The organism is Methylobacterium sp. ME121 (assembly GCF_000974725.1).
Classification (GTDB): domain Bacteria; phylum Pseudomonadota; class Alphaproteobacteria; order Rhizobiales; family Beijerinckiaceae; genus Methylobacterium; species Methylobacterium radiotolerans.
Map to the genome: position 1 here is coordinate 1 of NZ_BBUX01000081.1, position 25,697 is coordinate 25,697.

Below are 25,697 nucleotides of genomic sequence, written 5' to 3' on the forward strand. Positions count from 1 at the left end.
CGGGCACCCCGTTGGCCGAGGATATCCGCAAGCTCCTGCTCGCCGCCTTCGACGTCGAGCACCGGGAGCACGTGGCGGCGATCCGCGGGGCGCTCGGCAGCGCCACGCCGGACTGGAACGACGTCTTCCGCCGCGCCCACAGCCTGAAGGGAGCCTCCCGCGCCGTCGACCTTCCGGCAGTCGAGGCGGTGGCCCACCGTCTCGAGACTCTGTTCGAGGGCGTGCGGACCGGCACCACCGCCCTCGATCGCGAGGCGGCCAACGCCGTCCACCTCGCCCTCGACCGGATCGAGTCGTACGTCGCCGGCCTCACCGATGGCGCCGGTCCGGACATGCCGTCCGACGCCCTGGCGGCCCTCGGCCGTGTTCTCCGGCTCCCGGGCGAGGCGCAGCCGGCGCCCTCGCCAGCTCCATCACCCGCTCCACCGCCAGCACCACAGGCCGCTCCGTCGCCGGATCCGACGCCGAGCCCGGCACCGCGTCCGCCCGCCGCGCCGTCATCCCCGCCGGCCGCGACCGCACCGCCGGCGCCGGCCGCCCCCGCGCCGAAGCCCGGCCCCGAGCCGGCGGAGGCTTCCGCGGCGATCCTGCGGGTGCCGGCCGACGCCGTCGAGGCGCTGGCCCGGGCGAGCCACGATCTCGCCAGCACCCTGGCGGGCCAGGCGCCCGCGGCCGACGGGCTCGCCCGGCTCGCCCGCCTCGCCCGCGACCTGCGCGTCGGCGCCGAGGCGCTCGCGGCCGGGGCCGGCGCGGAGCGGCCCGAGTGGCGCGCCCTCGCGGCGCGCGCGGGCGCCTTCGCCCGGGAGGCCGCGGACCTGTCGCGGCGCCAGGCCTCCGCGACGAGCGCGGTCGAGGGTGCCGCGACCCGCGTCCGCGCCGCGGCCGAGCGCCTCGCCCTGGTCCCGGCCGAGACCGTCCTGGCCCCCCTCGCCCGGTCGCTGCGCGAGACCGCCCGGGAGCAGGGCCGCGAGGTCGATCTCGACCTGCGGGGCCTCGATCTGCCGGTGGAGCGCGGCACGCTGCAGGCCCTGAAGGATCCGCTGCTCCACGCCCTGCGCAACGCCCTCAGCCACGGCTGGCAGGCGCCGGAGGTGCGGCGCGCGGCCGGCAAGCCGGAGGCCCTGGGCCTCGGCCTGGAGGTCGCGGTGCGCGGCTCCCGCCTCCAGGTCACCGTGTTCGACGACGGGCCCGGCCCGGACCTTGCCCGGATCGAGGCGGCGGCCCGCGAGCGCGGCCTCCTCGCCCCCGGTTCCGCCGCGGAACCCGACACCCTGCTGCGCCTCGTGTTCGAGCCCGGCTTCTCCACCGCCGAGGCGGTCGACACCCTGTCGGGGCGCGGCTACGGCCTCTCGGTGGCCGCCGACGCCGCCCGCCAGCTCATGGGCAGCGTCCGCCTGGAGCCGCGCGACCCGGCCGGCACCGCCCTGATCTTCAGCCTGCCGCTCTCGGCGGCCCGGCGCAGCCTGCTGCTGGTCGAGGCGGCCGGGCGCAGCTACGCGCTCCCCGGGGGCGCCGTGGAGCGCCTCCTGCGCCTGAAGCGCGGCGAGCTGCCCGTCGCCATGGGCCGGACGATCGTCCGCCTCGGCGACGGGGAGGCCGCGACGAGCCACCCGGTGACGGATCTCGCCGCGATCCTCGGACAGGTCGCCGATCCGGCCGATCCCGGCACGCTGACCGCCGTGGTGCTGCGGACCGGCGGCGGCCGTCTGGCCCTGGCGGTCGACCGCCTGCACGACGTCCGCCCGTTCCTGGTCCTGCCCGCGCCGGATTTCGGCGCCGATCCGGGGCTGATCGCCGGCACGGCGGTGCTGCACGGGGACGTGCCCGTGCTCGTCCTCGACCCCGAGGGGCTCGCGGCGCGCGCCCAGGCCGGAATCTCGGGCAGTTCGCTCGGAACGATGGCGCCGGCTCCACGTTCGACGACTCACGCCACGCCGGGCGCGTCCGCGCGCGCCACGATCCTGGTCGTCGACGATTCGATCACCACCCGGACTTTGGAGAAGGGAATCTTGGAAGCCGCCGGCTACCGCGTGGTCGTGTGCGTCGACGGGCAGGACGCCCTCGACCGGCTGCGCGCCGAGATCGAGCCTGTGAATCTGGTTCTCGCCGACGTGGAGATGCCGCGCCTCGACGGGTTCGGCCTCCTGAAGGCCCTGCGGGCCGACGAGCGCTTCGCCCGGCTGCCGACGATCCTGATGACCTCCCGCGGGGACGCCGCCGACGTCGCCCGGGGCCTGGATCTCGGCGCCGACGCCTACCTGACCAAGCAGAAGTTCGACCAGCGCCAGCTGCTGGATACGATCGGGCAGCTCCTATGACCCCCGTCCGCGTGATGCTCGTGGAGGACAGTCTCGTGGTGCGCGAGCTGCTGCGCCACATCGTCTCCCGCGACCCCCGCCTCGAGCTCGTGGCCGCGGTCGCCTCCGGCGAGGAGGCCCTCGACAAGCTCCGGACCGTGCGACCGGACGTGATCTCGATGGATATCCGCCTGCCCGGCATCGACGGCCTGGAGACGACCCGCCGAATCATGGCCGAGCTTCCGACCCCGATCGTCGTGGTGGCGGATTCGGTTGAGGATTCCTCCCTGCGCATCTCGATGAACGCGCTCCGGGCCGGGGCCCTGTCGGTGGTCGAGAAGCCCGTGGCCACGACCCATGCCGGCTACGAGGGTGTGGCCGGCGAGATCTGCACGCAGCTGCGGATCATGGCCCAGGTTCCGGTCATCCGCCGCCGCCCGATCGGCACCGAGTGGGCCGGCCGCGGCGCCGCCGCGCCCCAGGCGCCGCCGGCCGAACTGCCCGGGCAGGCCCCGAGCCTCCTGGGCATCGCTGCCTCCACGGGCGGTCCGCCGGCGCTGGCGCGGGTGATCGGCGCGTTGCCCAAGGACTTCCCGCTGCCGGTCCTGGTCGTCCAGCACATGGGCGCGGCCTTCATGGACGGGTTCGCCAGCTGGCTCGACAGCGTCGTGACCCTGCCGGTCTCCCTCGCCCAGGACGGCGAGCGCGCCGAACCCGGCCGGGTCTACGTGGCACCGGGCGACCGCCACCTGGAGATCGGCTCCGGCCGGATCCTGCGGGTGATCAATTCCGCGCCGGTCTCGGGCCAGCGCCCGGCCGCCACCGTGCTGTTCCGGTCCATGGCCCGGCAATCCGGAGCGTCCGGCATCGGCGTGCTGCTCACCGGCATGGGCGAGGACGGGGCCGTCGGGCTCGCCGACATGCAGAAGGCCGGCGCCCAGACCGTGGCCGAGCACGAGAGCACCGCCGTCGTCTACGGCATGCCGGCGGCGGCCGTGCGTCTGGGGGCCGCCCGGGCCGTCCTGCCCCTCGACCGCGTCGCCGACCACGTCCTGCGCCTCGTGGATGCGGGGGCGCGGCCGTGAGCGAGGCCGGCACGTCCGAGGTGCCGGCCCGGATCCTGCTGGTCGAGGATTCGGAGACGCAGGCCCTGGAACTGCGCCTGCTGCTGGAGGCGCACGGCTTCGCGGTGGAGCGCTGCGCCTCCGCCGAGACCGCCCTCGATCATCTCAACCGCAGCCAGCCCGACCTCGTGGTGGCCGATTACCACCTGCCGGGCATGAACGGCGACGAGCTGATCCGGCAGATGCGCCTGTCCCTGCGCACCCGGGCCCTGCCCGTCCTGATGCTGACCGGCGGCAGCGGCGGCGAGCGCCAGGGCCTGGAGAGCGGCGCCGACGCCTACCTGCCGAAATCCGCCGACCGCGACCTGATGATCCTGCGCATCCGCGCCCTGCTGCGCGAGCGCCGCCCGACGACCGACGGCGAGGGGCCGGGCGCGGCCGCCTTCCGGCGGGGGCGCGTCCTGGTGATCGACGGCAGCGCCACCTACCGGACCTTCCTGGCCGGCGTGATGGGCCAGGACGGACACCATGTGGCGAGCGTCGACGGGCCGGAGGCGGCGCTGGCCGCCCTGGACGCGGCGGCCGGCGACGAGGCCTTCGACTGCGTGACGGTCGATCTCCTGGGCCACGCCTATGACGGCCTCGCCCTGTGCCGGGCGATCAGCCAGCGGCGCTCCGGCCAGGCGGCCGGCGCGGGCTTCCACCTCGTCGGCATCGCCGGCAGCGATCCGGCCAAGGACTTCCTCGTGGAGGCCTACGCGGCCGGCGCCGACGACGTTGTCTCGAAGACCGACGCCGAGGTGCTGGCGCTGCGGGTCCGCGGCTTCGTGCGGCGGCGCCTCCTGGAGGAGGATGACCGGCGCATCGCCGGCCAGTTCGGCGAGCGCGAGCGGGCTGTGGAGCGCGCCCGCGCCGAGGCCGAAGCGGCCGAGGCCCGGGCGCGCCTCGCCGACGCCCTGGAACGGGCCAATCGCGACCTCGCCGACGCCAACCGCCAGCTCACCGAGGCCCAGTCCAAGCTCGTCCAGGCCGCCAAGATGGCCTCGCTGGGCGAGCTGGTGGCCGGGATCGCCCACGAGATCAACAATCCCCTGGCCTTCATCCTGGCCCACCAGGGCACGGTCGAGCGCCTGCTCGGCGAGTTGCCGGACGCCGCCCCGGAGGCGGCCGCACGCGCCATCGACAAGGCCCGGCAGCGGGTCGGCTCGATGCGGATGGGGCTGACCCGGATCCAGGATCTCGTGCTGAACCTGCGGAAGTTCTCGCGCCTCGACGAGGGCGAGCGCGCCCTGGTCAACGTGCCGGAGGCGATCGAGACGGTCCTCGCGCTGATCCAGCACAAGCTCGGCGAGCGCATCGCCGTGGAGCGCAGCTTCGCGGGGCGTGCCGAGATCCACTGCACCCCGGCGCTGCTCAACCAGGCGGTGATGAACATCCTGGGCAACGCCGCCGACGCCATGCCGCAGGGCGGCACGATCCGGATCACGACGCAGTCGAACCCCGAACTCGACGAGATTCGCATCAGCGATACCGGTCCCGGCATTCCAGATACGCTGCGCGAGAAGATCTTCGAGCCGTTCTTCACGACGAAACCGGTCGGATCCGGTACGGGCCTGGGTCTTGCGATTGCCTACAGCGTCGTTCAAGCGCATAGCGGCTCGCTCACCGTGGAGACGGCCCCGGGTGGGGGAGCCTGCTTCGTGATCGGGATTCCGCGGCAGGCGGCCAGTGCATGAGTGACGGTACGGCAGGTGTAGGGACGATCCTGGCCGTCGACGACGAGCCGGACATCCTGATCGCCCTGGAGGACCTGTTCGAGGAGTCCTACCGGGTTCTGACGACCTCGCGCCCGGCCGAGGCGCTGGAGATCCTGCGCGCCGAGCCCGACATCGCCGTCGTGCTCTCGGACCAGCGGATGCCGGGCCTCACGGGCGACGCGCTCCTCGCCGAGGCCCGCACCTTCCACGACGCGCAGGCGATCCTGCTGACCGGCTACGCCGACATCACCGCGGTGATCGCCGCCCTCAACCGGGGCGGCATCGTCGGCTACGTCACCAAGCCCTGGGATGCCGGATTGCTCCGCTCCACCGTCCGGCAGGCCTTCGAGCGCCACCGCCTCGGCCGGGACCTCGCCACCGAGCGGGCGCTCCTGCGCGGACTCCTCGACCACGCCCAGGACGCGATCAGCTTCAAGGACGCGGCGGGCCGCTTCGTGCGGCTGAACGGCCACAAGGCCGCCCTCCTGGGCCACGACGTCGCCGCCAGCCTCGGGCGGCGCGAGGACGAACTTCTTGGACCGAAGGCCGAGGCCGTGACGGCGGCGGACGCGGCGGCGGTCCGGTCCGGCGCGGTGGCCGAAAGCCTCATCAGCGACGGCCCGACCGGCGCCGAGCAGTGGAGCCACGTGACGCGGGTGCCGATCCGCGACGCGAGCGGGGCGATCAGTCACCTCGCGATGATCGAGCGCGACGTGACCGAGCAGCGGACCCTGGAGGCGCGCCTGCGCCAGTCGGACAAGATGCAGGCGCTGGGCACCCTCGCGGGTGGCATCGCGCACGACTTCAACAACCTGCTGACCGCGATCCTCGGCAGCCTCGAGCTCGCCGGCCCGAAGGTCGCCGACCAGCCGCGGGTCCAGCGCCTGATCGAGAACGCCCGCGGCGCCGCCGAGCGCGGGGCGTCCCTGACCAAGCGTCTCTTGAGCTTCAGCCGCGCCCACGACCTCCAGGCGCGCCCCGTCGACGTGAACACCCTGATCACCGGCATGAGCGACCTGTTCGGCCGGAGCCTCGGCGGCCTCGTCACGGTCCGGACCGACCTCGAGGACGGTCTGCCGGCGGTCCAGGTCGATCCGGACCAGCTCGAGCTCGCCGTGCTCAACCTGTGCATCAACGCCCGGGACGCGATGCCGGACGGGGGCGCGATCACGGTGGCGACGCGCCGGCTCGCCATCAGCGGCGATCCCGAGATCGCCGACGGTCCCTATCTCGGCATCAGCGTCACCGACGAGGGCACCGGCATTCCGGAGGAGATCCTGCGCCGGGTCTGCGAGCCGTTCTTCACCACCAAGGCTGTCGGCCAGGGTACGGGGCTCGGCCTCGCCATGGTGTTCGGCCTCGCGCAGCAATCCAAGGGGCGGCTGGTGATCGACAGCGTGGTCGGTCGTGGCACCCGCGTCGAACTCGCCCTCCCCTTCGCCGATCAGGCGCCCGAGCAGGCCGCGGAGGCTTCCGGTGCCGTCCCGGTCGCCGGACGGCGCGCCCGCGTCCTGATCGTCGACGACGATCCGCAGGTCCGCCACGTGACCGCCTCGTTCCTCACCGCCTTCGGCCACAGCACCACGGAGGCCGGCGACGGCGAGGCCGCCCTCCGTCTCCTCCAGGACGGCCGCTACGACATCGTCGTGGCCGACCTGGCCATGCCCGGCATGAGCGGCATCGACCTGGCCGCCGAGATCCGCGACCGGGATCCGGGCCTGCCGGTCCTGATCCTCACCGGCCATGCCGAGGCGATGCAGATCCCCGACGACCTGCCGGTCCTCACGAAGCCGTTCCGCTCCGCCGATCTCGCCGCTCGGGTCGCGACGCTGCTCGACGGCGGGGCCGAGCCCGCCACCTGACGGGGGGCTTGCAACCAATCGATTGCCGGCTCATTCTCTCTCCGTGGGGCTCGCAGGCCCCCGGGTTACGAAGAGGAGGTGGACCATGAGCAATCACGGCATCTTCCCGCGCCGCAGGCGTGACAACGACCTGGACCAGGACGGTCCACCGGACGAGTCCCGGCAGGGATAGGGGTTTTCGGAGCGCGGCGCGGTCGAGTTCCCGGCCTGTCTGAGACGGGCCGCCAGGGCGAGCTCCCGCGACCATCCGAGACGTGGACCCTGCTACAGACCCGTCGGCGCGAGCCGGCGGGTTTTTTCATGCGCCCTCGATCGCTCCACGCCGGCTGCGAGACCGAGCGCGCCGAAACGCGAGAAGCCGCCCCGGAGGATCCGGGACGGCTTCTCAGGGACCGGCAGCGTCGGGACGCCCGGTGCCGATCAGGCGGCGTCGGCGACCTGGCTCGGACCAGAATCCTTGCCACGGGCGTCGACGTCGCGGTCGACGAACTCGATCACCGCGAGCGGGGCGTTGTCGCCCTGACGGAAGCCCGCCTTCATGATCCGGCAGTAGCCGCCCGGCCGGCCCTTGTAGCGCGGCCCGAGCACGGTGAAGAGCTTCTTGACCATGTCGGCGTCGCGCAGCTGCGCCATGGCGAGGCGGCGGGTGTGCACGCTGTCGATGCGGCCCAGCGTGATCAGCTTCTCGACGACCGGACGCAGGTCCTTCGCCTTCGGCAGGGTGGTGATGATCTGCTCGTGCTTGATCAGCGCGGCGGACATGTTGGCGAACATCGCCTTGCGATGCTCGGCGGTGCGGTTGAAACGGCGGCCGCGATAGGCGTGACGCATGGTGCTGGCTTCCTTCTGGTCTCGGCCGCCGTGCCACGGTACGGCCGGGTGCCCCGTTGAGGCTGTTGCTCTCCGCTTGACCCCGCGGCGGGATTTTGCGGGACTTCGCGTCGGCTCGGCGAGGTCCCGGGTCTCGATCGGCCCTACGAGCGGCGCCGCCTAGCGCCGCCCAGTTCGGCCCGAGGCGGCTGCGCCTCTCAGTAGTGTTCTTCGAAGCGCTTGGCGAGATCCTCGATGTTCTCCGGCGGCCAGCCGGGGATGTCCATGCCGAGGTGCAGGCCCATGCCGGCGAGCACTTCCTTGATCTCGTTGAGCGACTTGCGGCCGAAGTTCGGGGTCCGCAGCATCTCGCCCTCGGACTTCTGGATCAGGTCGCCGATGTAGACGATGTTGTCGTTCTTCAGGCAGTTCGCCGAGCGGACCGACAGCTCCAGCTCGTCGACCTTCTTGAGCAGCGCAGGGTTGAAGGGCAGCTGCGGCGCGAGCGGCGCGGCCTCTTCCTTGCGCGGATCCTCGAAGTTCACGAAGACCTGCAGCTGGTCCTGGATGATGCGCGCGGCGTAGGCCAGGGCATCCTCCGGCGAGACCGCGCCGTTGGTCTCGACCGTCATGGTCAGCTTGTCCTTGTCGAGATCCTGGCCCTCGCGGGTGGTCTCGACGCGGTAGCTGACCTTGGTGACCGGCGAGAACAGCGAATCCACGGGGATCAGGCCGATCGGCGCGTCCTCGGGGCGGTTGCGCTCGGCCGGGACGTAGCCCTTGCCGGTGGCGACCGTGAACTCCATGCGGATCTCGGCGCCGTCGTCGAGCGTGCAGATCACGAGGTCGGGGTTCAGGATCTGGATGTCGCCGACCGTGCCGATGTCACCGGCGGTGACGAGGCCCGGGCCGGTCTTGCGCAGGGTCATGCGCTTGGGCGCATCGGTCTGCGAGCGGATCGCGATGGTCTTGATGTTGAGGACGATGTCGGTGACGTCCTCGCGCACGCCCGGGATCGACGAGAACTCGTGCAGCACGCCGTCGATCTGCACCGAGGTCACGGCCGCGCCCTGGAGCGACGACAGGAGCACGCGGCGCAGGGCGTTGCCCAGCGTCGTGCCGAAGCCGCGCTCGAGCGGCTCGGCGACGACCGTGGCGACCCGCTTGGGGTCGTCGCCGGTCGTGACCTGCAGCTTGTTCGGCTTGATCAGTTCCTGCCAATTCTTCTGAATGACCACGATCCTACCTCTCGTCCTTGCCCGGGATCCGCGACGCCCGTCCCCGCGCTTCGGCCGCTCGGTGCCGCCCCCTGGCGCCCCGAACGGTCCCTGAATGTCTGTCCGCCGTTACTCGCCGCCGACCCACAGCACCGGCACGAAGCTGTAGCCAGCCCCGTCCCGGTCCACGTAGCCGAGCGCCGGGAATTCGAGGTGGCCGCCGGCGATGAGCGTCCGCTCGCTGGCCACCTCGTCCAGGATCCGCTTGCGCGTCTCCCGGGCCTGGTCGCCGTCGACGTCGAAGCCGACGCCGGCCTCCGGGTTCTTGAACTGGATCGCCGGCAGGTGCACCACGTCGGTCCACATCATCAGCGACTGTCCACCGGAGACGATGCGGAAACCGCAATGGCCCGGCGTGTGTCCGGGCAGATGGACCGCCGTGATCCCCGGGAGGACCTCGCCGCCGCGGTGCTCGCGCACCTTGCCGGCGTAGGGCGCCAGGGACTTCCGGGCGCCCTCGAAATAGGGCTTCGCGGCCTCGGGCGCCTGGGCCAGGGCCGCGTCGGGAAGCCAGTGCGCCGCCTCGTCGGCGTGCAGCACGATCTCGGCGTTCGGGTAACGCGCCGCGCCGTCCTTCACGAGACCGCCGACATGGTCGGGGTGCAGGTGGCTGACGAGCACCGTGCCGATCTCCTCCGGCGTCACGCCGGTGACCGCGAGCGCCGCGCCGGCCCGGCCGAGGGTCGGCGCTGGCGCCAGATCGCCGTAGCCCGTGTCGATCAGGGTCGGCTTGAGGCCGGGACCCGTGATCAGGAAGGCGTTCAGCGTGATCTTGGGCTGCTCGGTGCGGAAACCCGCCACCTGGAGCCGCCCGGCCTCCTCCTTGGAGATGCCCGTGACGAGATCGAGGCTGGCCTGGAACCAGCCGTCGTTGAGCGCGGTGACCGTGAGGTCGCCGAGTTTCCAACGCAGCACGCCCGGAAGCGGCTTCGATCCCGTCATGAGCTTCTCCGTCAAAGGGCTTCGCAGGCTCGGATCAGACGCGGCGGCGCTTGCGCGGCCGGCAGCCGTTGTGCGGGATCGAGGTGACGTCGCGGATCGAGGTCACCGTGAAGCCCGCCGCCTGGAGGGCGCGGAGCGCGGACTCACGGCCCGAACCCGGACCCGACACCTCGACCTCGAGGGTGCGCATGCCGTGCTCGGCGGCCTTGCGGCCGGCATCCTCGGCGGCGACCTGGGCGGCGTACGGGGTCGACTTGCGCGAACCCTTGAAGCCCATCGCGCCGGCCGACGACCACGAGATCGTGTTGCCCTGCGCGTCCGTGATGGTGATCATCGTGTTGTTGAACGAGGCGTTCACGTGGGCGACGCCCGACACGATGTTCTTGCGCTCGCGGCGGCGGACGCGTTGCGGTTCCTTGGCCATTCTCGTCTCACTCTTCCTTCAGGCACGCCCGTAACACCAGGCGCTCGGGATTGTTTTTGGGACTTGGCCGGCGCGTCCGTGCAGGATCGCCGTGCCAAAGCCGGGCCCCCCGCGGGACACCCGGCGTGACGGGAAGGAGGCCGAGCGAAGCGCAGCCTCCCGATCCCAAAACTTACTTCTTCTTGCCGGCGATCGGCTTCGCCTTGCCCTTGCGGGTGCGGGCGTTGGTGTGGGTGCGCTGGCCGCGAACCGGCAGCTGCTTGCGGTGACGCAGGCCGCGGTAGGCGCCGAGATCCATCAGGCGCTTGATGTTCATCGAGACCTCGCGGCGCAGGTCGCCCTCGACGAGGTAGTCGCGGTCGATCGTCTCGCGGATCTGCAGAACCTCGGCGTCGGTCAGCTGGTTGACGCGACGCTCGGCGGGGATGTTCACCTTCTGGGTGATCTCCTCGGCCTTCTTGGCGCCGATGCCGTGGATGTACTGGAGCGCGATGACGACGCGCTTGTTGGTCGGGATGTTGACGCCTGCGATACGGGCCACGATCACTCTCCATCTGGGGCCCGATGATCCGGGCCGGTGTCGCGCGCGTCCGGTGGAGGCCGGCCCCTGCGCGCGTGAAACGACGACGCGGCCCGCGGGCGGCCCCGGACAGGGCACCTCGGACCATCGTTCGGTTGGACGAAGGAGGGCCTGCTAGCGCGCGGGCGGCCCGATGTCAACGACGGGTCGCCATCGTTCTGTCCCCCCAAGCGCACGGTGCGCGCCCACAATGTGTGATCGAGGAGCGGAGATGGCGGTCCTGACGAGCGACGGCGCGACCCTGCGGGCCTTCGCCGATTCGGTGCTGCGCGCCGCGGAAGAGACGCTGGAAGAGGTCATGCCGGTGACGCTGGCGGTGATCGGCGGCGTGCTCGCCGAGGCGGAGCCCGGCTCGGTCGCGCTCCAGGACGGGGACGGCGGGCCGCCGCTGCTCTGGGCGACCCTCGCCGGACGCCGCATGGTGTTCCGCTACAACACGATGACGGCGATGATCGAGCTGCGCGACGGAACGGCCGAAGGCTACCCGTTCCGCCTGTTCGGCCACCGGTCGCTGCAGATGGACATCGTCAACTTCTTCGGGAGCCTCCGCCGCGAGGGGCGGATCTGAACGACGGAGCCGGGGGTGATCGCCGGATCTCGGGACCGCGCCCCCTGCGCGCGGACCGCGTCTCAGCGGAAGCCCTGGTTCCGCAGCCGGCAGTAGCCGCCCATGTTCTGGTAGCCCGCCGGGCAGCGTCGAACGCAGGTCCCCGCCGCGTACTTGAGCGGCGGCCGGCAGGCGTGGCGGAACCGCTTCTGGCCGTACACGAAGGACTGGGCCGGGCTCTGCGCGAAGGCCGGCAGCGGCGATAGGGCCACCGCGAGCAGGAGCGAGGCGGTGGCGAAGAGGCGGATGGTCATGGCGTTTCCGATCGTGGATCCGCCCCATAACCCTCCGCGATCGCGCCGGGTTCACGGGCGCGCTTCACTTATCGGTCAGCGCGCCGCGATCGCTTCAGGAAGCGACGCGCTCCTCGTGGGGCTCCAGCACCGCCATCAGGTCGGCGGTGACCTTGTCGATCGGCTGCATGCCGTCGACGGTCTCCAGCGTGCCCTTCTGCGCGTAGTAGGCGGAGAGGGGCGCCGTCTGGGCGCGGTAGGCCTCGAGCCGCTGCTTGAACACCTCCGGCGTGTCGTCCTTCCGCACGGCCTGGCCGCGGGCCAGGGTCTCGGCGGCGCGCTTCTCGATGCGGCCGACCAGGGCGTTCTCGTCGACCTTCAGCTCGACGACCGCGGAGAGGCTCAGACCCTTGCTGGCGAGCATCTCGCCGAGCGCCTCGGCCTGCGCGACCGTGCGCGGGAAGCCGTCGAGGATGAAGCCGCGGCGGGCGTCCGGCTCCTCGATCCGGTCGGCGACGATGCCGACGACGATCCGGTCGGAGACGAGGCCGCCGGATTCCATCACGGCCTTGGCCTCGAGGCCGACCGGCGTGCCGGCGGCCACCGCGGCGCGGAGCATGTCGCCGGTGGAGAGCTGCGGGATGCCGAAGCGCTGTACGATCCGCTCGGATTGCGTCCCCTTCCCCGCACCGGGCGGCCCGAGCAGAATGATACGCATGGCGTTGTCCTCGTTCGGCCCACTCTCTCAGTGGGCACAAGCCGTGGTGGCGAAGCCTCCCTGGCATCGCCGGGTTCGGGATTTTCTAGCCTGTCCGGGCCGGTGAGGCATCCAGACCTTTGGGCCAGAGGCGGAAGAGTCCTCGGGATCGGCCCGCCTCTGTAGCAGGCTCAGCGCCGCCGTTGCGTGGTCGAGGCGCCACGCAGCTTGGCCTTCTTCACGAGGCCCTCGTACTGATGGGCCATCAGGTGCCCGTGGATCTGCGCCACCGTGTCCATCGTGACCGAGACCACGATCAGCAGCGAGGTGCCGCCGAAGCCGAGGCTGGCCGCCGCGTAGGACGACAGGATCTCCGGGCAGAGGCACACGAAGGTCAGGTACAGGGCGCCGATCACCGTGATGCGGGTCAGCACCTTGTCGATGAAGGCCGCGGTGCGCTCACCTGGGCGGATACCCGGGATGAAGCCGCCATGCTTCTTCAGGTTGTCGGCCGTCTCCTGCGGATTGAACACCACCGCCGTGTAGAAGAACGTGAAGAAGATGATCAGCGCCGCGTAGAGCACCATGAACAGCGGCGTGCCGTGGCCGAGATAGGCGGTGACCGTGCCGAGCCAGCCGGTGGCGCCACCGTTGGCCGAGAAGCTCGCGGCGGTGGCCGGCAGCAGCAGGAGCGACGAGGCGAAGATCGGCGGGATCACGCCCGAGGTGTTGAGCTTGAGCGGCAGGAACGAGGTCTGGCCCTCGTACATGCGGTTGCCGACCTGGCGCTTCGGGTAGTTGATGAGCAGCCGGCGCTGGGCGCGCTCCATGAACACGATGAAGTAGACGAGCGCCACGGCGGCGACGCCCACGCCCAGGATGATCGCCGGCGACAGGGCGCCGGTCCGGCCGAGTTCGAGCGCGCCCGCGATCGCCACCGGCAGGTGGGCCACGATGCCGGCGAAGATGATCAGCGACGAGCCGTTGCCGATGCCGCGCGAGGTGATCTGCTCGCCGAGCCACATCAGGAACAGGGTCCCGCCCGTCAGCGTGATCACCGTCGAGGCCAGGAAGAACGGGCCCGGATCGATCGCGGCCGAGGAGCCCTGGAGACCGATCGCGATGCCCCAGGACTGAACCAGCGCCAGCACCACCGTCAGGTAGCGGGTGTACTGGTTGATGACCTTGCGGCCCGACTCGCCCTCCTTCTTCAGCGCTTCCAGGCTCGGGATCACCGAGGTCAGGAGCTGCACGATGATCGAGGCCGAGATGTAGGGCATGATGTTCAGGGCGAAGATCGCCATGCGCTCCACGGCGCCGCCCGAGAACATGTTGAACAGGCCCAGCACGCCGCCCGCCTGCTGCTGGAAGTTCCGGGCGAACTGCTCCGGGTCGATGCCGGGGATCGGGATGTACGTGCCCAGCCGGAACACCACGAGCGCGCCGAGCGTGAACCAGATGCGCTTCTTCAGCTCATCGGCCTTGGCGATCGCACCGAAATTGAGATTGGCGGCAAGCTGCTCGGCGGCTGAGGCCATAAGCGTCGCGTCCTGGAAGTGTCGCCGGGCGACCGGCCCGGATGAAATGAAAACGGCGGCCCGCGTGGTCGCAGGGCCGCCGCTCGAAGGATCGGCTTAAAGGGTGCGCGGAGCCCGTGCAACGGGTCCCGCGGTCGCCCCGTCGCGTCCGTCAGGCCGTGGCCGCCTCGCTGCCGCCGCGGGTGGAGGCACCCTGGGCGTAGACGACGCTGACCGAGCCACCGGCCTTCTCGACCGCCTCGACGGCGGACTTGGAGGCGCGGGTGACCTCGAAGCTGAGCTTCGCGGTGAGCTCGCCGACACCGAGCAGCTTCACGCCGTCGCGGGGACGGGCGATGATGCCGGCGGCGACCAGGCTCTCCACCGTGACGGTGGCGGCCTTGTCGAGCTTGCCCGCGTCGACGGCCTCCTGGATCCGGCCGAGGTTCACCTCGTTCAGGTCCTGGGCGTAGAGGTTGTTGAAGCCGCGCTTCGGCAGGCGACGATGCAGCGGCATCTGACCGCCCTCGAAGCCCTTGATGGCCACGCCGGTCCGGGCCTTCTGACCCTTCACGCCGCGACCCGCGGTCTTGCCCTTGCCGGAGCCGATGCCCCGGCCCACGCGCATCCGGTCCTTGGTGGCGCCGGGATTGTCGCTGATCTGGTTGAGCTTCATCGGGACCTCCTCACGCCACGTCGCCGTGGACGCGCACGAGGTGCGCAACCTTGCGGATCATGCCGCGCACGGAGGGCGTGTCCTCCAGCTCGGACACGCGGTGGAGCTTGTTGAGCTTGAGGCCGATCAGCGTCTGGCGCTGGCTGGCCTCGCGGCGGATCGGCGAGCCGATCTGCTCGACGCGGAGAGTCTTCTGTGCCATCGGACCCTCCCCTTACGCGACCGCGGCTTCGGACTGGTCGGCCGGGTCGGCGTCGCGGCGACGGGCCTGGAGGCTCGACACCTTGATGCCGCGGCGGGCCGCCACGGAGCGCGGGCTGTCCTCGTTCTTGAGCGCCTCGAAGGTGGCGCGCACGAGGTTGTAGGGGTTCGAGGATCCCAGCGACTTGGCGACGACGTCCTGCATGCCGAGCGTCTCGAATACAGCGCGCATCGGGCCGCCAGCGATGATGCCGGTGCCCTGCGGGGCCGCGCGGAGGATCACCTTGCCGGCGCCGTGGCGGCCGTTGACGTCGTGGTGCAGGGTCCGGCCCTCGCGGAGCGAGACGCGGATCAGACCGCGCTTGGCAGCCTCGGTCGCCTTGCGGATCGCCTCCGGCACCTCGCGGGCCTTGCCGTGGCCGAAGCCGACGCGGCCCTTCTGGTCGCCGACGACGACGAGGGCGGCGAAGCCGAAGCGCCGGCCGCCCTTCACCACCTTCGCGACGCGGTTGATGTGGACGAGCTTGTCCACGAACTCGCTGTCGCGCTCCTCGCGGTCTTCGCGGCGGCCGCGGCCCCCGCCTTCACGTTCACGTGCCATGTTGTCTACCTGTCCATCTCACTGACGCGGCCGGCGGGGCCGCTCGCTCGATCGGGTTTCGGATCTGCCGGGCGAAGAGGATCCGCCCGGCCCGCCGTCGTGACTCAGAACTCCAGGCCACCCTCGCGGGCGGCCTCGGCCACGGCCTTGACGCGGCCGTGATAGATGTAGCCGGAGCGGTCGAAGATCACCTTCGTGACGCCCGCGGCCTTGGCGCGCTCGGCGACGAGCTTGCCCACCGCGGTGGCGGCGGCGATGTCGGCGCCGGTCTTGAGTTCGCCCTTGAGGGCCTTGTCGATCGACGAGGCCGAGGCCAGCGTCTTGCCGGCGACGTCGTCGATGACCTGCACGTAGATCTGCTTCGACGAGCGGAACACCGAGAGCCGCGGGCGGCCGTTGGCGGCGGCCCGCAGCGCGCGGCGGACGCGCGCCTTGCGGCGATCGAGGGCTTCGAGCTTGCGAGACATGATGCCCTCCTTACTTCTTCTTGCCTTCCTTGCGGAAGATGAACTCGCCCGCGTACTTCACGCCCTTGCCCTTGTATGGCTCGGGTCCGCGGTATTCGCGGATCTCGGCGGCGACCTGACCGACCTGCTGGCGGTTGATCCCGGAGATCGTGATCTCGGTGGGCTTCGGGGTCGCGATCGTGATCCCGGCGGGGATCGCGTACTCGATGTCGTGGCTGTAGCCGAGCGACAGCTTGAGCGCCTTGCCGGCCATCGCGGCGCGATAGCCGACGCCGGTGATCTCGAGCTTCTTCTCGAAGCCCTTCGAGACGCCCTCGGCGATGTTGGCGATCTGCGCCCGCGACGTGCCCCACAGGGAGCGCGCCGGCTTGGACTGGTTGACGGGCTGCACCTCGATGGCGCCGTCCTTCATCGCCACGTTGACGAGGGCGGGAACGACGAACGACAGCTCGCCCTTCGAACCCTTCATCTTCACCGTCTGACCGGTGACCGTGGCGGTAACGCCGGCCGGCACGGGGACCGGCTTCTTGCCTACGCGAGACATGGGATAACCTCCTCCGTCCCGATCAGAACACGGTGCAGAGCACTTCACCGCCGACGTTGCGCTCGCGCGCCTCGTGGTCGGCCATGACGCCCTGCGGGGTGGAGACGATGGTGACGCCGAGGCCGTCGGCCACGTGCGGCAGCTCGCCGACCGACGAGTAGACCCGGCGGCCCGGCTTCGACACGCGCTTGATCTCGCGGATCACCGGGCGCCCGTCGTAGTACTTGAGCTCGATGGCGAACTCGGTGCGGCCGTTGCCGAGGTCCGTCGCCGCGTAGTCGCGGATGTAGCCCTCGGCCTTCAGGACGTCGAGGACGCTGGCGCGCAGGCGCGAGCCGGGCGTCTGGACGACGTTGCGACGGCGCAGCTGGCCGTTGCGGATGCGGGTGAGCATGTCGCCCACGGGATCGTTGACCATGGGGACCTCCTTACCAGCTCGACTTGACCAGGCCGGGGATCAGGCCCCGGTTGCCAAGCTCGCGCAGCGCCACGCGCGAGATGCCCATCTTGCGGTAATAGGCGCGCGGACGGCCGGTCATGCCGCAACGGTTGCGGATGCGCGTGGCCGACGAGTTGCGCGGCAGTTCCGCGAGCTTGAGGCGCGCCTCGAAGCGCTCCTCCATCTCGAGGGCGTCGTTGTTGGCGATCTCCAGGAGCGCCTTCCGCTTGGCCGCGAAGCGCTTCACCAGCGCCTTGCGGGCCTCGTTCTTCTCGACTGAGCTTTTCTTCGACATGTCGTCTATCTCCGGTGTCCGCGTCTGAGACCCGAGGGCCTCACTGCCGGAACGGGAACTTGAAGGCGGCGAGCAGCGCCTTGGCCTCGGCATCGGTCTTGGCGGTGGTCGCCACGACGATGTCCATGCCCCACATCTGCTCGGCCTTGTCGTAGGAAATCTCCGGGAACACGAGGTGCTCCTTGAGACCCAGGGCGTAGTTGCCGCGGCCGTCGAACGAGCGCGGATTCAGGCCGCGGAAGTCACGCACGCGCGGCAGCGCGATGGTGATCAGCCGGTCCATGAACTCGTACATGCGCTGCTTGCGCAGGGTCACCTTGCAGCCGATCGGCATGCCCTCGCGGACCTTGAAGGTCGCGATGGCCTTGCGGGCCTTCGTGATGACCGGCTTCTGGCCGGCGATCAGGGCCAGATCGGCCGCCGCCACCGAGGCCTTCTTCGAGTCCGCGGTGGACTCGCCGACGCCCATGTTGATCACGATCTTCGTGATCTGCGGCACTTCCATCGGGTTCTTGTAGCCGAACTCTTCGATCAGCTTCTGGCGAACCACCTCGTCGTAGTGCTTGCGCAGGCGCGGGGTGTAGGCGTTCTTGTCGGCCTCAGCCATCGATCTGATCCCCCGTGGTCTTGGCGAACCGGACCTTGCGCCCGTCTTCGAGGATGCGGAAACCCACGCGGGTCGGCTTGCCGTTGGCGTCCGCCACCGCGATGTTCGAGAGCTGGATGGCGGCCTCCTTGGAGATGATGCCGCCTTCCTGGTTCTGGGTCTGCTTCTGGTGCTTCTTCACCAGGTTGATGCCGCGCACGAAGGCCCGGCCTTCCTTCGGCAAAACCTGGATCACCTCGCCCGACCGGCCCGAGTCGCGGCCGGTGAGCACGACGACCTTGTCGCCCTTCTTGATCTTGGCAGCCATTACAGCACCTCCGGAGCCAGGGAGATGATCTTCATGTGGTTGCGGGCGCGGAGCTCGCGCGGCACCGGTCCGAATATACGGGTGCCGATCGGCTCCTTCTGGTTGTTGATCAGGACCGCGGCGTTCTTGTCGAAGCGGATCACCGAACCGTCGGCGCGCTTCACGTCCTTGGCCGTGCGGACGACGACCGCCTTCATGACGTCGCCCTTCTTGACGCGACCGCGCGGGATCGCCTCCTTGACGGAGACGACGATCACGTCGCCCACGCCGGCATACTTGCGCTTCGACCCGCCGAGAACCTTGATGCACATCACACGGCGTGCACCCGAGTTGTCGGCAACGTCCAGATTCGTCTGCATCTGGATCACGTGCGTGACTCCTTGTTTCAGGCGGGTTTCCGCACACGGACGGTATTGCCCGGCGGACGACGCCTGATGGGGACCTGACGTCCCCGGCTCATGTGTTCGACCGCGCTGGCGGTGTTTTGAGACACCGGCGCGGTCACCGCGTTCACGGGGTGCGAGCACCCATCGGAAATGTCGCGAAGGCCGGGCGCATACTACGGGCGGCCGCCGATGGCAAGCCGACCGGCGGGAAATCGTCGCCGCCGCATCGGGGGCTGATCCGGCGTCGGGGCCTGTTGGCGGTGCCCTGGCGGAGCCCGGGCCCCGGACGCGCGACGACCGGCACGCCTGTCGGCGCACCGGTCGGTTGTCGCGCGGCGGTCGGAATCGATCAGATCGGCTGGCCGGCCGTCTCGAACAGGAAGCCGTCGAGGCTCGGGATGGTGACCGAGGCCCCGCTCGCGGGCTTCGACAGGCGCCAGGGCCGCTCCGAGCGGGCGCGAATCGCCTCGGACGGGCGGAGCCGCCGCATCCGGCCGTCCTCGCCCACCTCCTCGATCGCCAGGAAGCCGTAGACTTGCAGCCGCGAGGCGGTGAGCTTGAGGCCGCGATCCTCCGCGGCGACGACCATGCTGCCGGTGGCGTAGACCGCGTCCAGCAGGGAGCGCTGCTCGCTGCGGCGACGGTTGCGCGCCTCCCGCTCGCCGGGGGCCTGGGCGGGAATCGGCCGCCGGAACGGAACGACGTTGCTGACCGCGACGCAACCCATACGCAACACTCTCGACGCGAACCTGCGGCGGCGACCTGGCCGCCCGATGAGCGCGACAATTCGATGGATCGCTTTAATTCTCCGTAGACCGTGCCGGCGCGCGCCTGCCCCGATCCGGTACGCCTTGCGCGTGTGCCCGGAGGAATCGGCCACGTCCCGCGGGCCGGCTCGGGCGCGTGGGCCCCTCGGCCGCTCCGTCACTTGGCGCGATGCGCCGGGACCCTGCCGGGCCTCCTCACACGGGAGGCCAGCCCGTCCAGGGAGACGCACAGGACGCCGTAGACGGCACCGACGAAGAGGAAGATCTCGGCCGGGTAGATCATGGCGCGGTTGTTCACCTGCGCGGCCACGAAGGACAATTCGGGCACGCCGATCACGTAGGCGAGCGACGTGTCCTTGATGAGCGTGGTCCACTGGTTGACGAAGGACGGCGCCATGGCGCGCAGCGCCTGCGGCAGGATGACGAATCGCAGGGTGCGCCAGGGACCGAGGCCGAGCGCCAGGCCGGCCTCCCACTGGCCGCGGCCGACGCTCGCGATGCCCGACGCCACGCCGTAGGACAGGTAGGCGCCTCCGACGAGCGACAGCGCCGCTGCGACCGTACCGGCCTCCGGGATCGACACGCCGAACAGGATCGGCAGCAGGAAGTAGGTCCAGAAGATCAGCATCACGACCGGCACGGCGCGGAGGAAGCCGAGCCCGGCGGTGAGGATCGTCCGGGCGGCACCCGCACTCACGGCCAGGACGACGCCGAAGATGAGCCCGAGTGCGGCCGAGGCGAGACCGGACAGGCCGGAGAGAATCAGGGTCAGGGCAAGCCCGCCGACCGGTCCGTCGGGCCAAGCCCCGACCAGCAGGTAGCCGAGATTGTCGATGACGACCGAGGGGTTCATCGGTGCCGTCCCGGGGGACGGAACCGGCGGCCGAGGATCTGCCCGGCCGTCTCCACCGCGGCCGCCGCGCCGACATAGAGGAGCGTCGCGATGCCGAAGGCCTGGAAGGTCTCGAAGGTCTCGGTCTCGACCTGCCGGGACGCGTAGGACAACTCCGCGAGGCCGATCGTCATGGTCAGCGAGGTGTTCTTGAGCGTGTTCAGGTACTGGCCGACGATCGGCAGCCAGGCGACGCGCAGGGCCTGGGGCAGCACGATGTGGCGGAACGCCTGGACGGGCGCCAGGCCCAGGGCGAGGGCGGCCTCCCGCTGGGTGGACCGGACGGCCCCGATGCCGGCGCGGAGTTCCTCGGCGATGTAGGCGCCCGCGTAGAGCGCGAGCCCGCAGAACCCGGCGAGGCTCTCGTAGGCGGGCCAGCGCAGGGCGCCGAGTCCCAGGTCCAGGACGTGCGGCGCGTTGAGCCAGGCCGTCACGCCGTGCGGCAGAGCGGCGGCGACCGCGAAGTACCAGATGAAGAGCTGGACCAGCAGCGGCGTGTTGCGGACGATGCCGACCGAGAGGGTGACGACACCGCGTCCCGCGCGGCCGCCCGCCTCCAGCAGCCCGCACGCCGCGAAGCCCAGCGCTGTGCCGGCGAGGCAGGTGGCTGCCGACAGGGCCAGGGTGACGCCGAAGCCCTGCAGCAGCCAGGCGAGGTAGCGCGGCGCGAGCGCGTCGCCGACCAGTGGAGTCATCGGTGCCGGGCCGACTCGGTCAGCTACGGTCCCCGATCCGGAACAGGCGCGGCAGGGGCTGCTCGGTCTCGGGCCCGAACCAGCGGTCGTAGATCGCGGCCGCCCGCCCGCTCGCCTCCAGGCCGCGCAGAGTCTCGTTCACGAGATCCCGCAGGCGCGTCTCGCCCTTCGGGATGCCGACGCCGATATAGTCGTTGGAGATACTGAAGGCGGGAATCTCGTAGTTCTCCCGGTCCGGCACCTTCGCGAGCAGCCCGACCAGCTTCGGACCGTCCTGCGTGATCGCCTGAACGTTGCCGTTGCGCAGCGCCGTGAAGGCGAAGGGCGTGTCGTCGAAGGCTACCACGATGGCCCTCGGGAAATCGCGGCGCAGGACGATCTCATTGGTTGTGCCCTTGTCGGCGCCGATCCGGAGCCCGTTCAGCTGCTCCGGCGACGACAGGGTGCCCTTCTTCGCCAGGAATTGCTGGCCGGAGGCGAAGTACGGGATGCTGAAATCGAGCTGCTTGGCCCGATCGTCCGTGATGGTGAAATTCGCCAGAACCAGATCGACCTTGCCGGAGGTGAGCAGCGGGATCCGATTCGCCGGATTGGTGGGCCGAACCTCCAGCTTGACGCCGAGCGCGTCGGCGATGGCCTGCGCGTACTCGACGTCCAGGCCGTTGATCCGCTTCGTCGCCGGATCGACGAAACCGAAAGGTGGGTTGCTGTCGAAGGCGGCGACCCGGAGAACGCCGGCCTGTCGGATGGCGTCCAGACGGTCGGCCAGGGCGGGGCCCGCAGACAGGACGATGGCGAGGGCGAAGGCGAAGAGGCGGCGCACAGGTAGCTCCATCAGATCGTCGGAAGTCCGTACAGGTGAAGGTATTGCCCAGTTTCCCGGATGTTCTCGGTCTGGCTGTGCGTGTGGAGAAGAATTAACAGATCGAGATGCGTATTGATTCAGTCCATGCTGCGCTCAGATGAGCGACAGCGCGGGCGCTGAGTCGGGAAACGACCCATCATCATCTCGAGCATGCGGCTGAATCAACGGGAAAAGATTTCCTTTATTCTCTGACGGCGTGGGGATCTCGCCGAGACCGCCGGCGGCGAGGGACGCATTTTCCCGCCGTGCCGGAGGGCAGGTCTTCCTCGATCCGCCCCGGCGCGGGCGTGGCGCCGGAAGTGGCGCGGCCCGGCCGGTCTGCGTTGACCCGGCCGACAGCCGTGGGCGATAAGCGATCCGACAGCGGTCGCGCAGGCGCGGCGCCAGATGGCGCGGCCTTGACCGATCCTTAACCTCAGCCGCGGTGCAGTTTTCTGCCGTAACCGCATTGACCTGAGGGGCAACCGCGTCTAGAAGCGCGCCACTTCGGACGGCCATCGCCTGCCGACGGCCCACGGGCAAACCCCCGGAAGCCGCCGCCATCGCCCCGAGCGCTCCGAGGGTTCAAATCGCCTGACGCTGTAAGTCAGATCCGTAGGTACGAGCGCGTTCGTTTCGGGCGTGCTCCTCTGCCCACACCGCGCCGAGGGTCCGTGACAGGCCCTCCGGCGCATATTCGTTTTGCGGACTGCCCTGCGCAGTTCGGACTAGGTGACCGAGGAAGAGGGCACAGGATGCCGACGATCAACCAGCTGATCGCCCAGCCGCGGAAGATCCAGCGGAGCCGCAACAAGGTTCCGGCGCTCGACGCTTGCCCGCAGAAGCGCGGCGTCTGCACCCGCGTCTACACGACGACCCCGAAGAAGCCGAACTCGGCGCTCCGGAAGGTCGCCAAGGTGCGCCTCACCAACGGTTTCGAGGTGATTGGCTACATCCCGGGCGAGGGTCACAACCTTCAGGAGCACTCCGTGGTGATGATCCGCGGCGGCCGCGTGAAGGATCTTCCGGGCGTGCGCTACCACATCCTGCGCGGCGTGCTCGACACGCAGGGCGTGAAGAACCGCAAGCAGCGCCGGTCGAAGTACGGCGCCAAGCGGCCGAAGTAAGTCGGACGCCCGGATATTTCCCGGGCGCCGGTCCGTGTTTCCACGGCCTCGTAAGGATGTCGCCGGCCTCAGGGCTGAGGCGACCTGCGCGGGGCGCTTAAGATCTTTTTGTTCGAGAGTCTCAGAATATGTCCCGTCGTCACTCTGCCGAGAAGCGTGAGATCATCCCGGACCCGAAGTACGGGGACGTGGTGCTGACGAAGTTCATGAACTCCATCATGTACGAGGGCAAGAAGTCGACCGCCGAGCGGATCGTCTACGGCGCCTTCGACATCGTCGAGAACCGCGCCCGCGCCAACCCGATCGAGGTGTTCCGCGCCGCGCTCGACAACGTGGCCCCGATGATCGAGGTCCGCTCCCGCCGCGTCGGCGGCGCGACCTACCAGGTCCCCGTCGAGGTCCGCACCGAGCGCCGCCAGGCGCTGGCGATCCGCTGGCTGATCCAGGCCGCGCGCTCGCGGAACGACCGCACCATGGTCGAGCGCCTCTCGGCCGAGCTGCTCGACGCCGCCAACAACCGCGGCAACGCCGTCAAGAAGCGCGAAGACACGCACCGGATGGCGGAAGCCAACCGCGCCTTCTCGCACTACCGCTGGTAAGCGGTTCCGCCGTCTCTCAGGAGCAATTCGATGCCCCGCACGCACGCGATCGAGGACTACCGCAACTTCGGCATCATGGCCCACATCGATGCCGGCAAGACCACGACCACGGAGCGGATCCTCTACTACACCGGAAAGTCCCACAAGATCGGCGAGGTCCATGAGGGCGCCGCCACCATGGACTGGATGGCGCAGGAGCAGGAGCGTGGCATCACGATCACCTCGGCTGCGACCACCTGCTTCTGGCGCGACAAGCGCCTGAACATCATCGACACCCCCGGCCACGTCGACTTCACCATCGAGGTGGAGCGCTCGCTCCGCGTGCTCGACGGCGCCGTGTGCGTGCTCGACGGCAACCAGGGCGTCGAGCCGCAGACCGAGACCGTGTGGCGCCAGGCCGACAAGTACGACGTGCCGCGCGTCGTGTTCGTCAACAAGATGGACAAGATCGGCGCCGACTTCTTCAAGTGCGTCGCCGACATCATCGACCGCGTCGCCGGCAAGCCCGTGTGCCTGCAGCTCCCGATCGGGGCCGAGTCGAGCTTCCAGGGCGTCATCGACCTCATCAAGATGAAGGCGATCGTCTGGTCGGGCGAGGCGCTCGGCGCCAACTTCGACGAGACCGAGATCCCGGCCGACCTCAAGGACCAGGCCGTCGAGTACCGCACCAAGCTGGTCGAGGCCTGCGTCGAGCTCGACGACGACGCCATGTCCGCCTACCTCGACGGTAACGAGCCGGACGAGGCGACGATGCGCACCCTGGTGCGCAAGGCCGTGCAGCTGCGCGCCTTCCACCCGGTGCTCTGCGGCTCGGCGTTCAAGAACAAGGGCGTGCAGCCGCTCCTCGACGCCGTCGTGGACTACCTGCCCTCCCCGGCCGATCGCGGCGAGATCAAGGGCATCGACTTCAAGACCGAGGAAGAGACCGTCCGTCACCCGTCGGACTCGGATCCCTTCTCCATGCTCGCCTTCAAGATCATGGACGATCCCCACGTCGGCACGATCACCTTCTGCCGCGTGTACTCGGGCAAGGTCGAGACGGGCGCCAACGTCCTGAACTCGTCGCGCGACAAGAAGGAGCGCGTCGGCCGCATGCTCCTGATGCACGCCAACAACCGCGAGGACATCAAGGAGGCCTTCGCGGGCGACATCGTCGCCCTCGCCGGCCTCAAGGATACCCGCACGGGCGACACCCTCTGCGACCCGCAGAAGGCCGTGATCCTCGAGAAGATGGAGTTCCCCGAGCCCGTCATCGAGATCGCCGTCGAGCCGAAGTCGAAGGCCGACCAGGAGAAGCTCGGCATCGCGCTCTCGAAGCTCGCCGCCGAGGATCCGTCCTTCCGCGTCTCCACCGACCAGGAGTCGGGCCAGACCATCCTCAAGGGGATGGGCGAGCTCCACCTGGACATCAAGGTCGACATCCTGCGCCGCACCTACAAGGTCGACGCGAATATCGGCCAGCCGCAGGTCGCCTACCGCGAGAAGCTGACCCGCCGTCAGGAGATCGACTACACGCACAAGAAGCAGACCGGCGGTACCGGTCAGTTCGCCCGCGTGAAGTTCGTGGTCGAGCCGAACGAGCCGGGCGCCGGCTTCTCGTTCGAGTCGAAGATCGTCGGCGGCGCGGTGCCGAAGGAGTACATCCCGGGCGTCGAGAAGGGCCTGAACTCGGTGCTCGGCGCCGGCGTGCTGGCCGGCTTCCCGGTCGTCGACGTCAAGGTCGAGCTGGTCGACGGCGCCTACCACGACGTCGACTCGTCGGCGCTCGCCTTCGAGATCGCCTCCCGCGCGGCCTTCCGTGAGGCCCTGCAGAAGGGCGGCTCGGTCCTGCTCGAGCCGGTGATGAAGGTCGAGGTCGTCTCGCCGGAAGAGTACACCGGCTCGGTCATCGGCGACCTGAACGCCCGCCGCGGCCAGATCCAGGGCCAGGACATGCGCGGCAACGCCAACGTCATCAACGCGATGGTGCCGCTGGCCAACATGTTCGGCTACGTGAATCAGCTGCGCTCCTTCTCCCAGGGCCGCGCCAACTTCACGATGCAGTTCGACCACTACGAAGAGGTGCCGCGCGGCGAGGCCGACAAGGTCATCGCCAAGTACGCCTAAGCATCTCTTCTTCCGCAACGCGAATTCGAATCTAGGAGGCTCTGATGGGCAAGGAAAAGTTCTCCCGCACCAAGCCA

At 70.0% G+C, this 25,697-nt stretch carries 30 protein-coding genes; 8 read left to right on the forward strand and 22 right to left on the reverse strand.

Features of this window, described 5'->3' with window-relative positions; genetic code table 11:
- The first annotated feature begins 11 nt into the window (after positions 1 to 11).
- Genes ME121_RS28615 through ME121_RS28630 form a run of 4 tightly spaced genes read left to right on the forward strand, consistent with a single transcriptional unit; the run spans position 12 to position 6,980 of the window.
- Entirely contained in the window at positions 12 to 2,318 is a 2,307-nt protein-coding gene (locus ME121_RS28615; protein WP_024830100.1) for a hybrid sensor histidine kinase/response regulator, read from the forward strand.
- Positions 2,315 to 3,382 carry a chemotaxis-specific protein-glutamate methyltransferase CheB gene (gene cheB / locus ME121_RS28620; RefSeq protein ID WP_012319161.1) on the forward strand — a complete coding sequence of 356 codons (1,068 nt, stop codon included), beginning with the start codon at positions 2,315 to 2,317 and terminating at the stop codon, positions 3,380 to 3,382. Before ME121_RS28615 ends, cheB begins: the two co-directional genes overlap by 4 nt.
- Complete coding sequence (locus ME121_RS28625) at positions 3,379 to 5,097, forward strand: response regulator (RefSeq protein ID WP_059410018.1); 1,719 nt, start codon at positions 3,379 to 3,381, stop codon at positions 5,095 to 5,097. Before cheB ends, ME121_RS28625 begins: the two co-directional genes overlap by 4 nt.
- Complete coding sequence (locus ME121_RS28630) at positions 5,094 to 6,980, forward strand: response regulator (RefSeq protein WP_059410019.1); 1,887 nt, start codon at positions 5,094 to 5,096, stop codon at positions 6,978 to 6,980. Before ME121_RS28625 ends, ME121_RS28630 begins: the two co-directional genes overlap by 4 nt.
- 420 nt (positions 6,981 to 7,400) lie before the next feature.
- Here the strand turns inward: ME121_RS28630 and rplQ are convergent, their stop codons facing one another.
- From rplQ to rpsM, 5 genes are all read right to left on the reverse strand, one after another.
- Positions 7,401 to 7,811 (reverse strand): 50S ribosomal protein L17, encoded by a 411-nt coding sequence (rplQ, locus tag ME121_RS28635; RefSeq protein WP_012319164.1) that lies wholly within the window; start codon positions 7,809 to 7,811, stop codon positions 7,401 to 7,403.
- 197 nt (positions 7,812 to 8,008) lie between these two features.
- On the reverse strand, positions 8,009 to 9,028 hold the full coding sequence (locus ME121_RS28640) for a DNA-directed RNA polymerase subunit alpha (RefSeq protein ID WP_010686165.1): 1,020 nt from the start codon (positions 9,026 to 9,028) through the stop codon (positions 8,009 to 8,011).
- Between the two features lie 108 nt (positions 9,029 to 9,136).
- The gene (locus tag ME121_RS28645) at positions 9,137 to 10,009 is read right to left on the reverse strand and encodes an MBL fold metallo-hydrolase (RefSeq protein ID WP_012319165.1); all 873 of its coding nucleotides are present in this window, start codon (positions 10,007 to 10,009) and stop codon (positions 9,137 to 9,139) included.
- A gap of 34 nt (positions 10,010 to 10,043) precedes the next feature.
- Positions 10,044 to 10,433 carry a 30S ribosomal protein S11 gene (gene rpsK, locus ME121_RS28650; protein ID WP_010686167.1) on the reverse strand — a complete coding sequence of 130 codons (390 nt, stop codon included), beginning with the start codon at positions 10,431 to 10,433 and terminating at the stop codon, positions 10,044 to 10,046.
- Positions 10,434 to 10,605: 172 nt separating this feature from the next.
- Positions 10,606 to 10,974 carry a 30S ribosomal protein S13 gene (rpsM, locus tag ME121_RS28655; protein WP_012319166.1) on the reverse strand — a complete coding sequence of 123 codons (369 nt, stop codon included), beginning with the start codon at positions 10,972 to 10,974 and terminating at the stop codon, positions 10,606 to 10,608.
- A 250-nt stretch (positions 10,975 to 11,224) separates the two neighbouring features.
- Between rpsM and ME121_RS28660 the strand changes: the two genes are divergently transcribed.
- Positions 11,225 to 11,581 carry a hypothetical protein gene (locus tag ME121_RS28660; RefSeq protein ID WP_012319167.1) on the forward strand — a complete coding sequence of 119 codons (357 nt, stop codon included), beginning with the start codon at positions 11,225 to 11,227 and terminating at the stop codon, positions 11,579 to 11,581.
- A 62-nt stretch (positions 11,582 to 11,643) separates the two neighbouring features.
- Here ME121_RS28660 and ME121_RS28665 read toward each other — a convergent pair whose 3' ends face one another.
- From ME121_RS28665 to ME121_RS28745, 17 genes are all read right to left on the reverse strand, one after another.
- Positions 11,644 to 11,874 carry a hypothetical protein gene (locus tag ME121_RS28665; RefSeq protein ID WP_059410020.1) on the reverse strand — a complete coding sequence of 77 codons (231 nt, stop codon included), beginning with the start codon at positions 11,872 to 11,874 and terminating at the stop codon, positions 11,644 to 11,646.
- A 94-nt stretch (positions 11,875 to 11,968) separates the two neighbouring features.
- A complete protein-coding gene (locus tag ME121_RS28670) occupies positions 11,969 to 12,571 on the reverse strand; it encodes an adenylate kinase (protein ID WP_012319169.1) in 603 nt (200 codons plus the stop codon).
- 170 nt (positions 12,572 to 12,741) lie between these two features.
- Positions 12,742 to 14,088 (reverse strand): preprotein translocase subunit SecY, encoded by a 1,347-nt coding sequence (secY, locus tag ME121_RS28675; protein ID WP_012319170.1) that lies wholly within the window; start codon positions 14,086 to 14,088, stop codon positions 12,742 to 12,744.
- A gap of 151 nt (positions 14,089 to 14,239) precedes the next feature.
- Positions 14,240 to 14,743 carry a 50S ribosomal protein L15 gene (gene rplO / locus ME121_RS28680; protein WP_012319171.1) on the reverse strand — a complete coding sequence of 168 codons (504 nt, stop codon included), beginning with the start codon at positions 14,741 to 14,743 and terminating at the stop codon, positions 14,240 to 14,242.
- Positions 14,744 to 14,753: 10 nt separating this feature from the next.
- Positions 14,754 to 14,945 (reverse strand): 50S ribosomal protein L30, encoded by a 192-nt coding sequence (gene rpmD, locus ME121_RS28685; protein WP_012319172.1) that lies wholly within the window; start codon positions 14,943 to 14,945, stop codon positions 14,754 to 14,756.
- A gap of 12 nt (positions 14,946 to 14,957) precedes the next feature.
- On the reverse strand, positions 14,958 to 15,545 hold the full coding sequence (gene rpsE / locus ME121_RS28690) for a 30S ribosomal protein S5 (RefSeq protein ID WP_010686175.1): 588 nt from the start codon (positions 15,543 to 15,545) through the stop codon (positions 14,958 to 14,960).
- A gap of 104 nt (positions 15,546 to 15,649) precedes the next feature.
- Entirely contained in the window at positions 15,650 to 16,012 is a 363-nt protein-coding gene (gene rplR / locus ME121_RS28695) for a 50S ribosomal protein L18 (protein ID WP_059410021.1), read from the reverse strand.
- Between the two features lie 10 nt (positions 16,013 to 16,022).
- On the reverse strand, positions 16,023 to 16,556 hold the full coding sequence (rplF, locus tag ME121_RS28700) for a 50S ribosomal protein L6 (RefSeq protein WP_012319175.1): 534 nt from the start codon (positions 16,554 to 16,556) through the stop codon (positions 16,023 to 16,025).
- A 22-nt stretch (positions 16,557 to 16,578) separates the two neighbouring features.
- Positions 16,579 to 16,974: a 30S ribosomal protein S8 gene (rpsH, locus tag ME121_RS28705; protein ID WP_012319176.1), complete on the reverse strand. Its 396-nt coding sequence runs from the start codon at positions 16,972 to 16,974 to the stop codon at positions 16,579 to 16,581.
- A gap of 10 nt (positions 16,975 to 16,984) precedes the next feature.
- Positions 16,985 to 17,290 carry a 30S ribosomal protein S14 gene (rpsN, locus tag ME121_RS28710; RefSeq protein WP_010686179.1) on the reverse strand — a complete coding sequence of 102 codons (306 nt, stop codon included), beginning with the start codon at positions 17,288 to 17,290 and terminating at the stop codon, positions 16,985 to 16,987.
- A 40-nt stretch (positions 17,291 to 17,330) separates the two neighbouring features.
- Complete coding sequence (gene rplE, locus ME121_RS28715) at positions 17,331 to 17,897, reverse strand: 50S ribosomal protein L5 (protein WP_012319177.1); 567 nt, start codon at positions 17,895 to 17,897, stop codon at positions 17,331 to 17,333.
- The gene (rplX, locus tag ME121_RS28720; protein ID WP_012319178.1) at positions 17,890 to 18,204 is read right to left on the reverse strand and encodes a 50S ribosomal protein L24; all 315 of its coding nucleotides are present in this window, start codon (positions 18,202 to 18,204) and stop codon (positions 17,890 to 17,892) included. The genes rplE and rplX overlap by 8 nt, the downstream gene beginning before the upstream one ends.
- Positions 18,204 to 18,572, reverse strand: coding sequence for a 50S ribosomal protein L14 (rplN, locus tag ME121_RS28725; RefSeq protein ID WP_010686182.1), 369 nt, complete (start codon positions 18,570 to 18,572; stop codon positions 18,204 to 18,206). The genes rplX and rplN overlap by 1 nt, the downstream gene beginning before the upstream one ends.
- A gap of 367 nt (positions 18,573 to 18,939) precedes the next feature.
- Entirely contained in the window at positions 18,940 to 19,317 is a 378-nt protein-coding gene (locus tag ME121_RS28730; RefSeq protein ID WP_024830095.1) for a hypothetical protein, read from the reverse strand.
- A 197-nt stretch (positions 19,318 to 19,514) separates the two neighbouring features.
- The gene (locus ME121_RS28735) at positions 19,515 to 20,210 is read right to left on the reverse strand and encodes an amino acid ABC transporter permease (protein WP_053622362.1); all 696 of its coding nucleotides are present in this window, start codon (positions 20,208 to 20,210) and stop codon (positions 19,515 to 19,517) included.
- A complete protein-coding gene (locus ME121_RS28740; RefSeq protein WP_012319181.1) occupies positions 20,207 to 20,944 on the reverse strand; it encodes an amino acid ABC transporter permease in 738 nt (245 codons plus the stop codon). The genes ME121_RS28735 and ME121_RS28740 overlap by 4 nt, the downstream gene beginning before the upstream one ends.
- A gap of 19 nt (positions 20,945 to 20,963) precedes the next feature.
- Positions 20,964 to 21,767, reverse strand: coding sequence for an ABC transporter substrate-binding protein (locus ME121_RS28745; RefSeq protein ID WP_206407034.1), 804 nt, complete (start codon positions 21,765 to 21,767; stop codon positions 20,964 to 20,966).
- Positions 21,768 to 22,543: 776 nt separating this feature from the next.
- On the opposite strand from ME121_RS28745, the gene rpsL reads away from it, so the two are divergent.
- From rpsL to fusA, 3 genes are all read left to right on the forward strand, one after another.
- Positions 22,544 to 22,915, forward strand: a complete 372-nt coding sequence (gene rpsL, locus ME121_RS28750; RefSeq protein WP_007557568.1) for a 30S ribosomal protein S12 — start codon at positions 22,544 to 22,546, stop codon at positions 22,913 to 22,915.
- Between the two features lie 128 nt (positions 22,916 to 23,043).
- The gene (gene rpsG / locus ME121_RS28755) at positions 23,044 to 23,514 is read left to right on the forward strand and encodes a 30S ribosomal protein S7 (protein ID WP_012319183.1); all 471 of its coding nucleotides are present in this window, start codon (positions 23,044 to 23,046) and stop codon (positions 23,512 to 23,514) included.
- A gap of 30 nt (positions 23,515 to 23,544) precedes the next feature.
- Positions 23,545 to 25,620 carry an elongation factor G gene (fusA, locus tag ME121_RS28760; RefSeq protein WP_012319184.1) on the forward strand — a complete coding sequence of 692 codons (2,076 nt, stop codon included), beginning with the start codon at positions 23,545 to 23,547 and terminating at the stop codon, positions 25,618 to 25,620.
- Positions 25,621 to 25,697 lie beyond the last annotated feature (77 nt).

Coding starts and splice junctions, on each gene's coding strand:
- cheB (WP_012319161.1), top strand. CDS start 2,315: ATGACCCCCGTCCGCGTGATGCTCGTGGAGGACAGTCTCGTGGTGCGC.
- ME121_RS28630 (WP_059410019.1), top strand. CDS start 5,094: ATGAGTGACGGTACGGCAGGTGTAGGGACGATCCTGGCCGTCGACGAC.
- rplQ (WP_012319164.1), bottom strand. CDS start 7,811: ATGCGTCACGCCTATCGCGGCCGCCGTTTCAACCGCACCGCCGAGCAT.
- ME121_RS28645 (WP_012319165.1), bottom strand. CDS start 10,009: ATGACGGGATCGAAGCCGCTTCCGGGCGTGCTGCGTTGGAAACTCGGC.
- rpsK (WP_010686167.1), bottom strand. CDS start 10,433: ATGGCCAAGGAACCGCAACGCGTCCGCCGCCGCGAGCGCAAGAACATC.
- ME121_RS28660 (WP_012319167.1), top strand. CDS start 11,225: ATGGCGGTCCTGACGAGCGACGGCGCGACCCTGCGGGCCTTCGCCGAT.
- ME121_RS28665 (WP_059410020.1), bottom strand. CDS start 11,874: ATGACCATCCGCCTCTTCGCCACCGCCTCGCTCCTGCTCGCGGTGGCC.
- ME121_RS28670 (WP_012319169.1), bottom strand. CDS start 12,571: ATGCGTATCATTCTGCTCGGGCCGCCCGGTGCGGGGAAGGGGACGCAA.
- secY (WP_012319170.1), bottom strand. CDS start 14,088: ATGGCCTCAGCCGCCGAGCAGCTTGCCGCCAATCTCAATTTCGGTGCG.
- rplO (WP_012319171.1), bottom strand. CDS start 14,743: ATGAAGCTCAACCAGATCAGCGACAATCCCGGCGCCACCAAGGACCGG.
- rpmD (WP_012319172.1), bottom strand. CDS start 14,945: ATGGCACAGAAGACTCTCCGCGTCGAGCAGATCGGCTCGCCGATCCGC.
- rpsE (WP_010686175.1), bottom strand. CDS start 15,545: ATGGCACGTGAACGTGAAGGCGGGGGCCGCGGCCGCCGCGAAGACCGC.
- rplR (WP_059410021.1), bottom strand. CDS start 16,012: ATGTCTCGCAAGCTCGAAGCCCTCGATCGCCGCAAGGCGCGCGTCCGC.
- rplF (WP_012319175.1), bottom strand. CDS start 16,556: ATGTCTCGCGTAGGCAAGAAGCCGGTCCCCGTGCCGGCCGGCGTTACC.
- rpsH (WP_012319176.1), bottom strand. CDS start 16,974: ATGGTCAACGATCCCGTGGGCGACATGCTCACCCGCATCCGCAACGGC.
- rpsN (WP_010686179.1), bottom strand. CDS start 17,290: ATGTCGAAGAAAAGCTCAGTCGAGAAGAACGAGGCCCGCAAGGCGCTG.
- rplE (WP_012319177.1), bottom strand. CDS start 17,897: ATGGCTGAGGCCGACAAGAACGCCTACACCCCGCGCCTGCGCAAGCAC.
- rplX (WP_012319178.1), bottom strand. CDS start 18,204: ATGGCTGCCAAGATCAAGAAGGGCGACAAGGTCGTCGTGCTCACCGGC.
- ME121_RS28730 (WP_024830095.1), bottom strand. CDS start 19,317: ATGGGTTGCGTCGCGGTCAGCAACGTCGTTCCGTTCCGGCGGCCGATT.
- ME121_RS28735 (WP_053622362.1), bottom strand. CDS start 20,210: ATGAACCCCTCGGTCGTCATCGACAATCTCGGCTACCTGCTGGTCGGG.
- ME121_RS28740 (WP_012319181.1), bottom strand. CDS start 20,944: ATGACTCCACTGGTCGGCGACGCGCTCGCGCCGCGCTACCTCGCCTGG.
- rpsL (WP_007557568.1), top strand. CDS start 22,544: ATGCCGACGATCAACCAGCTGATCGCCCAGCCGCGGAAGATCCAGCGG.
- rpsG (WP_012319183.1), top strand. CDS start 23,044: ATGTCCCGTCGTCACTCTGCCGAGAAGCGTGAGATCATCCCGGACCCG.
- fusA (WP_012319184.1), top strand. CDS start 23,545: ATGCCCCGCACGCACGCGATCGAGGACTACCGCAACTTCGGCATCATG.